The sequence below is a fragment of the Caballeronia sp. LZ065 genome (assembly GCF_031450975.1).
Lineage (GTDB): Bacteria > Pseudomonadota > Gammaproteobacteria > Burkholderiales > Burkholderiaceae > Caballeronia.
In genome coordinates, this window is the sequence record NZ_JARUXV010000002.1 from 615,288 (window position 1) to 629,660 (window position 14,373).

The window sequence follows — 14,373 nt, forward strand, 5'->3', positions numbered from 1 at the left end:
CGGACATCTGAGTCATGCGATACCTGCTCAGTCACGAAAGCGAATGGCGATGTGGTCCGGGATGTTTGCGGGGGTCACCACCACGACGGACGACGATGGCGATACGGCTGAGGCAGGCAGGAGCTTGTGATAGTGCATGACGTGCTGACAGGCGCAGCGCATGTCCTGTCTGAGGTCGTGATGCAGGACGGCGTGAATCCGGCCTTCCCTTAGAAGTTGTACGTTATCCCTGTCCAGGTCGTGTCCGATGAAAATGGCAGGCTTTTGCTGCTGCCTCTCGAGCGAGCGAAGTATTGCGACGTTACCTCCGCCCATGGAATAGACGGCAGCGATGTGCGCCTCTCCCTTCAGAACGGCATGGACGCGTTCCCCGGTCAGCGAATCGAGGCCATGTCCGCCGCTCGCATCGATCAGCCTCAGTCGAGGATGGTGCGTGCGCAATGCCCGACGGAAGCTGATTTCGCGCTCTTCCTCTCCCCGGAAGTGTTCGTCGCTCATCGTGATCAACACATTCGCGGGCCGGGGTCCCAGCAACAAGCCGAGGAGATACGCGGCCGTAGCGCCGGCGACCCGGTTGTCGAGCCCGGCGTACGCGATGCGGCCCGACAGCGGGATGTCGGTGACGAGGGTCACCACCGGAATGCCGTGGCGCTGCAGCTCGGCTACTGCTTCGGCAATCGCGGGAACGTCTCGCGCCTTGAGAAAGACCCCGTGACTGCCACGTCGGGCGATCGACCGGAGAGCATCAACGACTTCAGTGGTCGTCATCGTCTCCTGCAGCAAAAAGCGCGGTCGCACGACCGCCGGATGCATCAGGGCGAGTTCTCCTTCGAGAGCGTGCCTCATCTCGTCGCTGAACCGCAGTGGTGCCTCGGCGATCACATCGACAATGAGCTTGCGTCCCGTATTCGCCAGATTGAGCGCCTGCTTCTCGAGATCCTTTATTGCCTGCTCGACCCGCCTGCGGGTGTGCTCCCGGACATTTGCACGTCCGTTCAGGACCCGGTCGACCGTCGCTACGCCCAGACCCGCTTGCAGGGCGATTTCCTTGATCAAGAAGCGGTGAGCCAATCGACTCTCCTTCGCTGATGTGTTTTTGAGGTGTTTTCGGAAATTAAAACGATCGTGGGCGAGCTATGCTACCTCATAAGGAGACACCAATGGACCATCACGTCGAAGGACATCGGGCTGACCAAACCAACTGGTATCGGCAAGGCGACTGTCGCCTGGAAGATTTCGTGGCGTTGCTCGAAACGGACGAAACACACAAGCCGCGCTACGCGGCCGATATCGTTCGGCGGATACCCGTCTATGAGTGCTGCGACCTGGAACGCGTGATGATATCTCCAGGAGAAAGAAGCCGTCTGCTTGCCGAGTGGGCGAATGTTCTGCGGGACGGCGCAGGCGTCTTCGTGCTCAAGCACGCCTTCACCAACACTCAATGCATCGACGAAGCGACTGCCGTCTTTGAATCGATCATCGAGGCAGAGAAGCGGTCAGGAGTGAGCGCAGATCACTTCGCGAAGGCCGGGGCAAACGATCGAATCTGGAATGCGCAGGAAAAGCTATGTCTCAGCGCGCCCGCGACCTTCATCGAGTATTTCTCCAATCCGATGCTGTCGGCCGCTGCCGAGGCGTGGCTCGGCCCCTTCTTTCAAGTGACTTCGCAGGTCAACGCCGTCAGGCCGGGCGCGGAGGCGCAGCAGGCGCATCGCGATTTCCACCTGGGCTTCCAGTCCGCGGAAGTCGCCGCATCTTTCCCGCCGCACGTACATCGCATGTCGGCGTTCCTCACCCTGCAGGGTGCGGTGGCCCACAGCGACATGCCGGTCGAAAGTGGACCGACCAAGCTTCTGCCTTATTCGCAGCGGTATGCCGAAGGCTATGTCGCGTGGCAACGAGAGGACTTTCGGACGTATTTCGAAGCGCATTTCGTGCAAATGCCGCTCGAGAAGGGCGATGCCATCTTCTTCAGTCCCGCGCTTTTTCATGCTGCCGGCGCAAACCGGACGGGCCATGTTCAGCGAATGGCGAACCTTCTGCAGATCTCCTCAGCCTTCGGACGGGCGATGGAAGTAGTGGATCGGACTCGCATGTCCGAGACGGTCTACCCCGTCCTTCGAAGCCGACTGCAAGCGGGCAGGATCACTGACTGCGAGGTGCAGTCGGTGATCGCCTCGTGTGCAGAAGCCTATGCGTTTCCGACTAATCTCGATCGTGACCCGCCGATGAAAGGCCTGGCGCCCGAAAGCCAGGGCCAGTTGATGTTCCGGGCACTGCGGGAGGACTGGACGCCCGCAGACTTCTCGAGTGCGCTGAAAGCGCATGTATGGCGCCGCGGAACCGGCCAAACCGTTCCGTTGATAGAGTATTGATGTATTTACGATCGCAAAAGATAGATTCGCTGAACTATGATGAGCCCCACGCGCGAATAATTTCTCTACGAAGGCCGCGTGAGCTCCCGCATCCGGTTCGATGTGGGCGGAGACAAGCGTAATGGTGTATGGGCATGGACCAGTTCAAGGAATTACAGCTGTTCGTCGAGGTAGCGGAGACCGGCAGCATCAGCCGGGCTGCCGAAGCAGTCGAGCTTTCCATTTCGGCAGCCAGCCGGTATCTGATCTCACTGGAGGCAAGGCTCGGCGTTCAACTGGTGCGCCGAACGACCCGCAATCTCTACTTGACCGAAGCCGGTGCCGAATTTCATCGTCGCTGCAAATCGATTCTCGCTGAACTGGGCGAAGCCGAAGCAGTCATCAAGGACGCGGTTGTCCGCCCGAGCGGTGTCCTGCGGGTCACGGCCTCGTTATCCTTCTGCTTGCTCCACATCGCGCCGATGCTTCCCGAATTCACGGCGCGCTATCCGGACATCACGGTGGACGTGATAGCGGCCAATCGCTACTGCGACATCATCGAGAACGGCATCGACATTGCGATACGCACGAAGGTGCTGGAGCCGGACAGCAACATCACAATTCGAAGACTGGCATGTACACGCAGGGTTCTGGCAGCGTCGCCCGGCTATATCGAGGCGCATGGCCGGCCTCGATTTCCGGCAGAACTCGCAAAGCACACGCTGCTGAACTATCAACTCGCGGACAATCCACGCGAACTCTCGTTCACACGCGGCGGCGAAAACGTGGTCGTCAGAGTAAGACCCCTGGTGGAGTCGAATGACGGTCAGGTGTTGCGAGTGGCGGCGCTCGACAACATGGGCATCCTGGTGCAGCCCAAATACATCATCTTCGACGACCTCGAGGCTGGCCGCCTCGTCCCGGTGCTCGACGACTGGGATCTTCCCCGTCTGACGATGAACATCGCCTTCCAGACCCGCTCTCATCTGCCGGTGAAGGTGCGCTTGTTCATCGATGCGCTCGTGGAGCGCTTCCATCAGAACGACTACGAACGACGCTGGACGGCCTGAGCGCAGCGCTCACTGCCGCGGGCGCTTCTTCCCGCTCGACGCGAAAGACTTTCCCTTTTCAGCTCTGTTTTGCCAGTCGAAGCGAATATAGACTGGTCTCAAAGCTACTGACAAGATCGATGGAGACACGCAATGCAAAGCGCATCCCCCGCCATTCAGCCCTCGTCGCCATACTTCGATGAAGCGCGCTCGGATGAAGTCGTCAATGCCCGCATGAGCGAGGAAGCAAGCCCGCGCCTGCGCGAGGTCATGTCGGTGCTGGTCAGGCATCTTCATGCGGCTATCAAGGAAATCGAGCCGACGCATGAAGAGTGGTTCGCCGCCGTCCGCTTCCTGACCGAGACGGGTCAGATGTGCACCGACTGGCGTCAGGAGTACATCCTGCTCTCGGACATTCTGGGCGTCTCGATGCTGGTCGATGCAATCAACCATCGTCGCCCGAGCGGCGCGACGCCGAACACGATTCTCGGCCCGTTCTACGTCGCGAACGCGCCTGAGTATCCGAACGGCGAGAACATCTGCCTGGATGCAAAGGGCGAACCCATGGTGGTTGAAGGTCGTGTGACCGACATCGATGGCAAGCCGGTTCCGAACGCGAAACTGGAAGTCTGGCAGACCAACGACGATGGCTTCTATGACGTGCAGCAGAAGGGCATTCAGCCCGATTCGAATCTGCGCGGCGTGTTCACCTCGGATGCTGAAGGCCGCTACTGGTTCAAGTCCGTCAAGCCGCGTCACTACCCGATCCCTTCGGATGGACCGGTTGGGAAGCTTCTGGGCGCAATGGGACGGCACCCGAACCGCGCAGCCCATCTGCACTTCATCGTGACCGCTCCTGGCTTCGATCCGGTCATCACCCATATTTTTACGCCCGATTGCCCGTATCTGCCCGAGGACGCGGTGTTCGGCGTCAAGCGCGAGCTCATTGCCGAATTTAATAAGCTCGACGATCCGGAAGCGGCGAGGCGGGTGGGCTTCTCGTCGCCATTCTGGTCGGTATCGTGGGACTTCACGCTCGCAACGTCCAGCGAGGATATCCCCGCTACGCGTTAATCGTCAAACGCGGCAATCCGCCATCGAAACAACTGATGACTCTGAGAGAAAGAGGATTACTGAACATGAGCGCGAAAAAAGAATTGCTGGCTGCGTACTGGACCCTTGCCGGCGACGTCTATCCGTGTGCGGCGAATGAAGTCAGCCCGTTTCCGCTACGTGACCGCTGCGAAGCGGCTATGCGCGCGGGCTGGAGCGGTGTCGGCCTCATTCTCGACGACCTCGAATACAGCGTTGGGAAGTACGGCCTGAGAGGCGTGAAGAACATCCTGGAAGACACAGGCATGAAGTACTTCGAGCTCGAAATCCTGATGGACTGGTACATCGACGGCGAAGCGCGGGCCAAGTCCGACGCCAGCCGTCGCCGGTTCATCGATCTGGGCGGCGAGCTCGGCATGCGCAATCTGAAAATCGGCGCAAACCCCTTCGACACGAATCCCGCCGACTTCGCCCGCATGACGGATGAATTCGCTTCGCTTTGCCAGGACGTGGCGACGGTCGGCGCGACGGTCGCGATCGAATTCATGCCGTTCTCTCCGATCCGCAACGTCGCGGATGCGCTGAAGGTGGCGCAGGGCGCAAATCAGCCCAACGGTGGCCTGATGGTCGATCACTGGCACGTTGCACGCGCCAGCACGCCGTATAGCGAAGTAGCGCAGATTCCGGCCCATTTCATCAAAGGCGTGGAGATGGATGACGTCGGCGCGCACGTCAAGGGCTCGCTGTTCGAAGACTCGACCTTCAACCGTCAGCTATGCGGTGAAGGAGTGGGAGACTGCCGCGCTTTCGTCGACGCGCTCGAACAGGCAGGCTGCACGCTCCCCTATTACGGCGTGGAACTTATCTCGGAGGTGCATCGAAAGTTCCCGCTCGACGAGATGGCGAAGCGCGCTTACGACACGACCATCGCCCAGTTCTCGACACACGCCGCGGCTTCTGCCTGACCTGTTTGCCCTCGAACGAAAACACATTTCCGGAGACTCACATGATTCGAATCGCCGTACTCGGTGCAGGCCGCATTGGTCGCATTCACGCTGGCAACGTCGCCGCGAACCCGAACGCCACGCTGGTGGTGGTAGCCGACCCGATCGAGAGCGCCGCGCAATCGTTGGCGACAAAGCTCGGTTGCGAGGCCTCGACGGACCCTGTGGGTGTCCTGGAGCGTAGCGACGTCGACGCAATCGTGATCGGTACGCCGACCGACACGCATATCACGTTCATGCTCGAAGCCGTCAAACGCGGCAAGGCCGTCTTGTGCGAGAAACCGATCGACCTCGACATGGAGAAATCGCTCGCCGCAGCAAACGCGGTCGAGCGCCAGAACGGGCGTGTGATGCTCGCGTTCAATCGCCGCTTCGACCCCACCTCGCAGGCCTTCCGCAAGGCAATCGATGCGGGTGACGTGGGCGACGTGCGGCAGGTCATCATTTCGAGTCGCGACCCCGGCATGCCTCCACGCGATTACGTCGAGCACTCGGGCGGCATCTTCCGCGACATGGTCATTCACGACCTCGACATGGCGCGCTGGCTGCTCGGCGAGGAGCCGGTCGAAGTCATGGCGATGGCCAGCCGTCTCATCGACGAATCGCTGGAGAAGCTGACCGACTTCGATACGGTGATGGTTCAGTTGCGCACGGCTTCGGGCAAGCAATGTCATATCAATTGCTGTCGCGAGGCCGTCTACGGCTACGACCAGCGCATGGAAGTGTCGGGTTCCAAGGGCATGCTCCTGCAGGAGAATCTCCGCCCGTCGACGGTTCGCCGCTGGTCGAAGGACGTCACGGACGCGCGTGAGCCGCTGCTCAACTTCTTCCTCGAACGCTATGTCGACGCATACAAGGCCGAACTGGAAGCATTCGTGGACGCCCTCAATACGAATTCGCCGCTGCCGACTTCGGTCCAGGACGGGCTTAAGGCACTGCGCCTGGCGGACGCGGCGCTGGAGTCCGCGCTGACGGGCAAAGCGGTCAGGGTGTAACCGGGAATCCGGAGGAGATAAGTCATGACGCGAAAAATTGAACTCAACGAAACGCTCGGTGTGGCATGCCTTGGCATCACGCACCCGCATACGTCCGGACGAGTCAAGGCGATCCAGCGTCGCGCCGACGCGAAGATGCTCGGTGCGTGGGATACGAGTCCGCTGCTCACGCCGTTCGTCGACGCGCTCGGACTGGAGGCGCGCTCTAAGGAAGATATCCTGGCGGACGATAACGTGCATGTCGTGCTCGTTCACTCGAAGAGTGAAAAGATGGCTGATCTGGCCATCGAGGCGCTCGAAGCTGGCAAGGCCGTGCTGTGCGAGAAGCCCGCCGGCCGCGGTTCGGCGGATGCGAAGCGCATCGTCGAGGCGGTCGAGCGCACTGGCGGACTTTTTCAGGTGGGGTATTGCTGGCGATTCGCTCCGTCGGTCGACGCCATGCAGGCCGCGCTCAAGAGCGGCCGCCTTGGAAAAGTAGTCCAGGTGCGTGCTCACGGCGGTTGCTCGCACGACGAGGCAGGTACGCCGCACATGACGCAGCCGGGCGATATCGGCGGTGCGGTGTTCGTCATTGGCTGCCATCTCATCGACCGGATTCTTCTTCACTTCGGGTTGCCGCGCTCGGTGAACGCGCGAATCACCAAGTTCCCGAACTTTCACGGCGATGAATCGCGCGAAGACGCAGCGGGTGCCGTGCTGAACTACGAAGACAAGATCGTCACGGTCGATTTCATGTCCTGGGATGTTCTGCCGTGGACCGAGAGCTGGGACATTACCGCCTACGGCACGGAAGGCATCATGTCGTCCCGCTCGTTGCCCGCGAGTTTCAAGATATACGACGCGGGCAAAGGCGCCCATCCGGAAGGCTGGACCGAGTGGCAAGAGACCAGCTTCCCCGAGATCTGGGCCACGAAGAAAACGGAGTATTCACCGGATATCGCGGAAATCGGCAATCCGGTGTACTTCGACCGCGAGTCGAACGCGTTCATGGACGCATTGCGCAACGGCACGCCATCGGTGGTGCCGGCAACCCAGGCGTTGAACATCAGCCGGGTGATCGAGGCCATGTTCGCTTCTTCCAAAGAGGCGGGAACGGAGGTCCTTATCGGCTAGGGAGCTGAATGGACGACGCCAGCCGGCGTCGTCCCCGCATCCCTGGCGGGCATAATCGGATATTTAAATAGGTAATCCTAATCAGGAGACGATGTCATGAAGATTTTGAAGCATGTCGCGATGACGCTGGCCGCTTCGGCCGCTTTCGCAGCGATGTCGGTTGCTGTGTACGCCCAGGACAAGGGCGTCGTCGGCATCTCATTGCCGGACAAGACCGAATCCCGTTGGATTACCGATGGGAAAAGCATGGTCGATGCACTGAGGGCGAAAGGATATTCGGCGGACCTGCAGTACGCAAACTACGACGTCCCTACGCAGGTGAACCAGGTCGAAAACATGCTTGCGAAGGGTGTCAAGGCACTGGTCATCGCGCCCATCGACGGCAAGACGTTCTCCGAGGCTCTGGCGCTCGCACAGAAGAAGGGCATCAAGATCATCTCCTATGATCGCCTGATCAGTCAGACCAAGGACGTGGATTACTACGCCACCTTCGACAACTACGGCGTCGGTGTTCTGCAAGGGCAGAGCATCGTCAGTGCGTGGCAGAAAGCCGGCAGCAAGACGCCGTTCAATATCGAGATCTTCGGCGGCTCTTCGGACGACAACAACGCGCACATGGTCTACGCGGGCGGCATGTCGGTTCTGAAGCCGTACATCGACAGCGGCAAGTTCGTGATTCGAAGCAAGCAGGTCGCCTTCGAAAAAGTCGCGACCCGCAACTGGGATGGCGCGACCGCTCAGGCCCGCATGGACAACCTGCTGAGCGCCTTCTATGGAAAGGACCATCTCGATGCGGTCTGGGCGCCTAACGACGCGCTGGCGATCGGCATCATCTCTTCGCTCAAAGGCGTGGGATACGGTTCCGGTCAGCAAGCGATGCCCGTCATCACGGGACAGGACGCCGATGTCCAGAACGTGAAGAGCATCGTTCGGGGAGAGCAGACCTCCACCGTGTTCAAGGACACCCGCAAGCTCGCCGGGGCGGCCGCAGACATGGTTGATAACGCGTTGACCGGCAAGCAGGTGAGCATCAACGACACGAAGAGCTACAACAACGGCGCGAAGATCGTTCCGACCTATCTCGTGAAGCCCGTTCTCGTGGACAAAGCCAACTATCAGTCGGAACTGGTCACCAGTGGCTACTACACCCAGACGCAGATCAAGTAAGGCTGTCTGAATATCGGCGTGACGGAGTTTCGACAGAAGCTCCGGTTCACGCGGGCACGCTCCCGGTGTGCCAATCAGAGGAATTAGACCATGGAAACCATTCTGGAGATGCGCGGGATTCAGAAAAGCTTTGGCGCTGTCAAGGCACTGAACAACGTGAATCTGAGGGTGCGTCAGGGCGAGATTCACGCCATTTGCGGAGAAAACGGCGCGGGAAAGTCGACCCTGATGAAAATCCTCAGTGGCGTCTATCCGCACGGCTCGTACGCCGGCGACGTCCTGTACGACGGTCAGGAGCGAGCGTTCGCTGATATCTCCGACAGCGAGGCGGTCGGAATCATCATCATCCATCAGGAACTGGCGCTCGTCCCCATGCTGTCGATTACCGAGAACATCTTTCTCGGCAACGAGCAGTCAAAACACGGCGTCATCGACTGGCAGGTGTCGCGCAAGAAAGCTCGCGACTTGCTGGCGAAGGTCGGCCTGACCGATTCCCCGGACGCCGCGGTCGGCACGCTCGGGATCGGCAAGCAGCAACTCGTTGAAATCGCAAAGGCGTTGTCGAAAGAAGTGCGTCTGCTGATTCTCGATGAGCCCACCGCAAGCCTGAACGAAAAGGATAGCGACACACTCCTCACGCTTCTCCTCGAATTGAAGGCAAACGGTGTCACGTCGATCATCATTTCGCACAAGCTGAACGAAATCTCGCGTGTCGCGGACGGTATCACGGTCATCCGGGACGGTTCCACCGTCGATGTCCTCGATTGCCGTGCTGAAAGCGTGAGTGAAGACCGCATCATCAAGGCGATGGTCGGCCGGGAGATGTCAGACCGCTACCCGCCGCGCACGCCGGATATTGGCGAAATCATTTTCGAAGTCAGGGATTGGCGCGTCCAGCATCCGACCCAGCGCGAGCGCGCGGTCATCAAGGGCGTGAACCTGAAAGCGCGCAAGGGTGAAATCGTCGGTATCGCGGGACTGATGGGCTCGGGCCGCACCGAACTCGCGATGAGCGTCTTCGGCGGGACGTACGGCCAGGGCATTGCCGGCGACGTGCTGATGTACGGAAAGCCAGTCGATACGTCGTCGGTCCGCAAGGCCATCAAGGCCGGAATCGCGTACGTCACGGAAGACCGGAAGGGCAACGGCCTGCTTCTGGACGACAACATCAAGCGAAACATCACGTTAGCCAATCTGTCCGGCGTGTCGAAACTCGGCGTGATCAACGAGCACGAGGAGATCACGGTCGCGGCCGATTTTCTCAAGAAACTGCGGATTCGCGCGCAGGGCGTGACCCATGTCGTCGGCAACCTGTCGGGCGGCAATCAGCAAAAGGTCGTTATCAGCAAGTGGTTGTATTCCGAGCCGGACGTACTGATTCTCGACGAACCGACGCGCGGCATCGACGTGGGCGCCAAGTACGAGATCTACAGCATCATCAATCAGGCGGTCGCAGCGGGTAAGTGCGTGGTCATGATTTCCTCGGAAATGCCCGAGTTGCTGGGCATGTGCGATCGCATCTACGTCATGAATGAAGGCCGCTTTGTCGGCGAATTAACCGCGGAAGAAGCCTCGCAGGAAAGCATCATGCGGGCGATCATGCGAAATGGAGACATTCAAAATGCGTAAGGCACTCTTTCCGGTAGCCGCCGAAGGCGCCGAGGTCGGGAAAAGCGAAGTATTCGGCATGCTCAAGCGTATCGGCAGCGACTACGGGCTGCTGCTGTCGCTCGTCATCATCATGGTGTTCTTCCAGGTCGCGACCAACGGCGTGCTGATGCAGCCGCTGAACCTGACCAACCTGGTGCTCCAGAACAGCTACATCGTCATCATGGCGCTCGGCATGCTGATGGTGATCGTGTCGGGACACATCGATCTGTCCGTGGGCTCGACGGCGGGTCTCGTCGGTGCGCTGGCGGCGGTGCTGATGGTGCAATATGAAGTCAACTACGTCTGGGCCACCCTCATCTGTATCGCGGCCGGTGCGTTGATCGGCGCCGCGCAGGGATATTTCATTGCCTTCTGGCGCATGCCATCGTTCATCGTCACGCTGGCGGGGATGCTGGTGTTCCGTGGCATGACGAACCTCGTGCTGCAAGGACAGTCCATCGGTCCTTTTCCCGCTGAGTTCGGTGCGATGAGCTCGGGCTTCATTCCAGACGTGTTTCACGGTCAGACGCTTCACGTCACCTCCATCCTGCTCGGCCTGTTCGTCGGTGCGCTGTTCTTCGCGATCGAACTGCGTCACCGGGCGGGTGCCGCGAAACATGGCGTCGAAAGCGGCTCGTTCGCGATGTTCGTCACCAAGAATGTCTTACTGACCGCGCTTATCGTCGGCTTCTGCTATCTCCTCGCGTCCTATCGCGGCTTGCCGACGGTCCTCGTGATCATGGGTGTGCTGATTGGGGTGTACACGTTCCTGATGAATCGCACGACCATCGGTCGCCGCATCTACGCTGTGGGCGGCAATGCAAAGGCCGCGCGACTTTCAGGCGTCAGCGTTCCGGCCATCAGCTTCCTCACGTTCGTGAACATGGGCATCCTGGCAGCGCTCGCGGGTCTGATTTTCGCCGCGCGTCTGAATAGCGGCACGCCGAAGGCGGGGACGGGCTTCGAGCTGGATGTCATCGCGGCCTGCTTCATTGGCGGTGCATCCGCGTCCGGTGGCGTCGGCAAGGTGGTCGGCGCGGTCGTGGGCGCGTTCATCATGGGCGTGATGAACAACGGCATGTCCATCATGGGCATCGGCGTCGATTACCAGCAGGTCATCAAGGGGATCGTGCTGCTCGCGGCGGTGTTCGTCGATGTGTACAACAAGAACAAGGCGTAACCACGCTTTGCACGGCGGGCCAGAAGTGCAGTTAAGCAGGGCCTTTCCGTTTCAAACCGGCCCTGTCCCTGTGCAGACCCAAGTCATACGCGTCACCTGCACAACCTGGCTACGCCAGACGCAGCACTACTGGAAACGAAACATGGTCAAGCATATCGTGATGTGGAACGTTCGCGGTGACACACCCGAACAAAGAAGAGCGTCCGCGCTGCTCGTGAAATCCGCGTTCGAGAGTCTGAGCGGAAAGATTCCCGGGCTGACCCGACTCGAAGTCGGGCTGGATGTGAGCGCCGTGGACTATGCCTGCGACATCGTCCTGTACACGGAGTTCGACAGTCCGGAATCGCTCGACGCATACGCTTCGCATCCCGAGCATCTGCGGGTGAAGGGCGTCGTGGGTGATGTCCGTATCGCGCGTCATCAGGTCGACTACATTTGAAAGAGCGGCATCGCTCGACGCAACAGGAATTCCACTCCATGTACGAGTTCACCTACACCACGCAGGCCGCCAGAGTCGTATTCGGCGCTGGAAGCATGAAGCTGATTCAACAAGAAGTGGAGACGTTGGGCGCGCGCCGGGCACTCGTCCTGTGTACGCCCGAACAGAGGGCTCAGGCCGAAGTCATCGCTGCGCTCCTGGGTCCTTCGAGTGCCGGCGTCTTCGACGGCGCCCAGATGCATGTGCCTGTCGAGAATGCGCGCCGTGCGCGCGAGCACGCGAAGGCCGTCGATGCGGACTGCGCCGTGGCGATCGGCGGGGGTTCGACGATCGGGCTCGGCAAGGCGATCGCGCTCGAATCGGCGCTTCCGATCATCGCTATTCCGACGACCTATGCCGGGTCGGAGATGACGCCGATCTACGGGATAACCGAGAACGGCGTGAAGAAGACCGGCCGCGATGCCAGGGTGATTCCAAAGACGGTGTTGTACGACCCGGAACTGAGCATGGGTCTGCCGGTGCGGCTGTCCATCGTGAGCGGTCTGAACGCCATTGCGCACGCGGCGGAGGGCCTCTACGCGCGGGACGGCAATCCGGTCATCTCGCTGATGGCCGAGGAGGGCATTCGCTCGCTCGCCAGTGGTCTGCGTGGGGTGAACACGAATGGCGGGGACAAGGCGGCGCGTAGCGAGTGTCTGTACGGCGCGTGGCTGTGCGGGATGGTGCTCGGCACTGTGGGGATGGCGCTTCATCACAAGCTCTGTCATACCCTGGGCGGTACGTTCAACTTGCCGCACGCCGAGACGCACGCCATCGTGCTGCCTCATGCGCTCGCGTACAACAGCACGGTGGCCGATGAGGCGATGGAGCGCATCGCGCGGGCACTGGATGTGAAGTCGGCACCTGACGGGCTTTACGCACTGAACGAGGAACTGGGGGTGCAGCGAGGCCTGCGCGAGATCGGGCTGAAGGAAAGCGACCTCGACCATGCGTGTGAAGTCGCGCTGTCGAATCCTTACTGGAATCCTCGGCCGATCGAGGAGAAGGCGCTACGAGCACTCTTGCAACGCGCGTGGGAGGGTGCCCGTCCGGCGGCCTAGGTGCGACCGTGGCAGGTTCCCGTCGTCGGGGTTGCACGGCACAGGCACCGAAACAACCGCGCTGACCGAGGCTCACGTCGAACGCGATGGCCGGATCGGCCCCGCGTTGCAGACCAGCCAGCACACAGGCCGGGCGTGAACCGCCGACATCCGTCGTCAGGGAAGCATCCGGCGCGATCTCAGCTCATTGAAGAGCGCGAGGAACATCGACTCCGAATCGACGACACTGTGGAAACCGGCCTGACGTATCTTCGTCGTCGAGAAGATGACGTCATAGTCGCGATGAAAAATGTAGTCGCCGAACGCCCAGGACGCAGCTCGCTCGTACGGGGTCGCGCTCAATCCGTATCGGGCGACGACGCGATTCCAGACATCGCCCTTGTCCGCCATCATCGATACGAGGGAGATCGGCATCGGGTCTGCGAGCGGCATGTCGAAGAAGCGTGCAAATTTCTCCCACATCGGGCGCCAGCGAAAGAGGTCGCCATTCGTTATGTTGTAGGCCTCGCTTCCGGTCGCGTTTTCCGCAGCCCACTCGGAAGCGCGTGCCAGCTGCGTCGCATCCGTGACTTGCGCGAGACGGTTGTAGCAGTCGACCGTGCCCGGAAATCGCAGCGGCAAGCCCAGCTCTTTGGAAATGGCTGCGTATACCGCGATCACCATGGCCAGGTTCATCGGGTTGTCCAGCGCGAGGCCACATACCGTGTCGGGTCGCAGGACGATGTGATCCCAGGGGCGGTCACGCGCGCGCTCCCTGAGCCAGTCCTCCTGGTCGTAGTAGAACATCGGCGGCATGTGCCGGGGGTCGCTCTCGCGGGCGGGAGTGGAGAAGGCACCGAGGTGGGATCCATAGTATTTGCCTCCCTCGTAAAGGCACACCCGTTGCAGTGCGGGTGAACACTCGTCGACGGCATTGACGAGGTTGGCAAGCATCGCGAGGTTCGTGTCGCCTCGTCTCCTGACATCTTCATGCGCCTGGTAAGCCGCATGGAAAATGTGGTCGACATCGTCCAGATCAGCAAGGCCTTGCTTCGTCGCAGCCTCGTCCAGCAGATCCACGGAAACGAAGGAAGCGGCGGACTCGAAGTCGGGAGGCCGGCGGGAAATCGCCGTGACGGTCCAGCCCGGTTGTGAAGACAGGTGCTCGACAAGCGTACGACCAATGACGCCCATTCCTCCGGCGACCAGAGCATGTCTTTTCGTTCGTGTCATCCAGCTTTCTCCATGACGCAATTGAGAATGTCCGGCATCTCTTCGCGGTACGCGCAG

13 protein-coding genes are annotated in these 14,373 nt (G+C 60.5%); 11 read left to right on the top strand and 2 right to left on the bottom strand.

The features are described from left to right. Window positions 1–27: 27 nt before the first annotated feature. A complete protein-coding gene (locus QCE63_RS16990; protein WP_309834580.1) occupies window positions 28–1,071 on the bottom strand; it encodes a LacI family DNA-binding transcriptional regulator in 1,044 nt (347 codons plus the stop codon). 89 nt (window positions 1,072–1,160) lie between these two features. Here QCE63_RS16990 and QCE63_RS16995 point away from each other — a divergent pair, with 89 nt between their 5' ends. From QCE63_RS16995 to QCE63_RS17045, 11 genes are all read left to right on the top strand, one after another. Beyond that, complete coding sequence (locus QCE63_RS16995) at window positions 1,161–2,375, top strand: phytanoyl-CoA dioxygenase family protein (protein WP_309834582.1); 1,215 nt, start codon at window positions 1,161–1,163, stop codon at window positions 2,373–2,375. Between the two features lie 134 nt (window positions 2,376–2,509). Further along, window positions 2,510–3,424 carry a LysR family transcriptional regulator gene (locus QCE63_RS17000; RefSeq protein WP_309834583.1) on the top strand — a complete coding sequence of 305 codons (915 nt, stop codon included), beginning with the start codon at window positions 2,510–2,512 and terminating at the stop codon, window positions 3,422–3,424. Window positions 3,425–3,556: 132 nt separating this feature from the next. Continuing rightward, window positions 3,557–4,477 carry an intradiol ring-cleavage dioxygenase gene (locus tag QCE63_RS17005; RefSeq protein ID WP_309834585.1) on the top strand — a complete coding sequence of 307 codons (921 nt, stop codon included), beginning with the start codon at window positions 3,557–3,559 and terminating at the stop codon, window positions 4,475–4,477. Between the two features lie 65 nt (window positions 4,478–4,542). Beyond that, window positions 4,543–5,421: a TIM barrel protein gene (locus tag QCE63_RS17010; RefSeq protein ID WP_309834586.1), complete on the top strand. Its 879-nt coding sequence runs from the start codon at window positions 4,543–4,545 to the stop codon at window positions 5,419–5,421. 41 nt (window positions 5,422–5,462) lie between these two features. Beyond that, window positions 5,463–6,455, top strand: a complete 993-nt coding sequence (gene iolG, locus QCE63_RS17015; protein ID WP_309834587.1) for an inositol 2-dehydrogenase — start codon at window positions 5,463–5,465, stop codon at window positions 6,453–6,455. A gap of 24 nt (window positions 6,456–6,479) precedes the next feature. Continuing rightward, window positions 6,480–7,568: a Gfo/Idh/MocA family oxidoreductase gene (locus QCE63_RS17020; protein ID WP_309834589.1), complete on the top strand. Its 1,089-nt coding sequence runs from the start codon at window positions 6,480–6,482 to the stop codon at window positions 7,566–7,568. Window positions 7,569–7,688: 120 nt separating this feature from the next. Continuing rightward, on the top strand, window positions 7,689–8,735 hold the full coding sequence (gene chvE / locus QCE63_RS17025) for a multiple monosaccharide ABC transporter substrate-binding protein (protein WP_404990137.1): 1,047 nt from the start codon (window positions 7,689–7,691) through the stop codon (window positions 8,733–8,735). Between the two features lie 90 nt (window positions 8,736–8,825). Continuing rightward, window positions 8,826–10,364 (top strand): multiple monosaccharide ABC transporter ATP-binding protein, encoded by a 1,539-nt coding sequence (gene mmsA / locus QCE63_RS17030; RefSeq protein ID WP_309834593.1) that lies wholly within the window; start codon window positions 8,826–8,828, stop codon window positions 10,362–10,364. Continuing rightward, complete coding sequence (gene mmsB, locus QCE63_RS17035) at window positions 10,357–11,565, top strand: multiple monosaccharide ABC transporter permease (protein ID WP_404990138.1); 1,209 nt, start codon at window positions 10,357–10,359, stop codon at window positions 11,563–11,565. Before mmsA ends, mmsB begins: the two co-directional genes overlap by 8 nt. Before the next feature lie 142 nt (window positions 11,566–11,707). Then, the gene (locus QCE63_RS17040) at window positions 11,708–12,004 is read left to right on the top strand and encodes a Dabb family protein (RefSeq protein WP_309834594.1); all 297 of its coding nucleotides are present in this window, start codon (window positions 11,708–11,710) and stop codon (window positions 12,002–12,004) included. Between the two features lie 38 nt (window positions 12,005–12,042). After that, window positions 12,043–13,104, top strand: a complete 1,062-nt coding sequence (locus QCE63_RS17045) for a maleylacetate reductase (protein ID WP_309834595.1) — start codon at window positions 12,043–12,045, stop codon at window positions 13,102–13,104. A gap of 156 nt (window positions 13,105–13,260) precedes the next feature. Here QCE63_RS17045 and QCE63_RS17050 read toward each other — a convergent pair whose 3' ends face one another. Then, window positions 13,261–14,316 (bottom strand): SDR family oxidoreductase, encoded by a 1,056-nt coding sequence (locus tag QCE63_RS17050; RefSeq protein WP_309834596.1) that lies wholly within the window; start codon window positions 14,314–14,316, stop codon window positions 13,261–13,263. Between the last annotated feature and the right edge of the window lie 57 nt (window positions 14,317–14,373).

Excerpts from the sequence above, each read along its gene's own strand:
- QCE63_RS16995 (WP_309834582.1), top strand. The coding sequence starts at position 1,161 with ATGGACCATCACGTCGAAGGACATCGGGCTGACCAAACCAACTGGTAT.
- QCE63_RS17000 (WP_309834583.1), top strand. The coding sequence starts at position 2,510 with ATGGACCAGTTCAAGGAATTACAGCTGTTCGTCGAGGTAGCGGAGACC.
- QCE63_RS17005 (WP_309834585.1), top strand. The coding sequence starts at position 3,557 with ATGCAAAGCGCATCCCCCGCCATTCAGCCCTCGTCGCCATACTTCGAT.
- QCE63_RS17010 (WP_309834586.1), top strand. The coding sequence starts at position 4,543 with ATGAGCGCGAAAAAAGAATTGCTGGCTGCGTACTGGACCCTTGCCGGC.
- iolG (WP_309834587.1), top strand. The coding sequence starts at position 5,463 with ATGATTCGAATCGCCGTACTCGGTGCAGGCCGCATTGGTCGCATTCAC.
- QCE63_RS17020 (WP_309834589.1), top strand. The coding sequence starts at position 6,480 with ATGACGCGAAAAATTGAACTCAACGAAACGCTCGGTGTGGCATGCCTT.
- chvE (WP_404990137.1), top strand. The coding sequence starts at position 7,689 with ATGACGCTGGCCGCTTCGGCCGCTTTCGCAGCGATGTCGGTTGCTGTG.
- mmsA (WP_309834593.1), top strand. The coding sequence starts at position 8,826 with ATGGAAACCATTCTGGAGATGCGCGGGATTCAGAAAAGCTTTGGCGCT.
- mmsB (WP_404990138.1), top strand. The coding sequence starts at position 10,357 with ATGCGTAAGGCACTCTTTCCGGTAGCCGCCGAAGGCGCCGAGGTCGGG.
- QCE63_RS17040 (WP_309834594.1), top strand. The coding sequence starts at position 11,708 with ATGGTCAAGCATATCGTGATGTGGAACGTTCGCGGTGACACACCCGAA.
- QCE63_RS17045 (WP_309834595.1), top strand. The coding sequence starts at position 12,043 with ATGTACGAGTTCACCTACACCACGCAGGCCGCCAGAGTCGTATTCGGC.
- QCE63_RS17050 (WP_309834596.1), bottom strand. The coding sequence starts at position 14,316 with ATGACACGAACGAAAAGACATGCTCTGGTCGCCGGAGGAATGGGCGTC.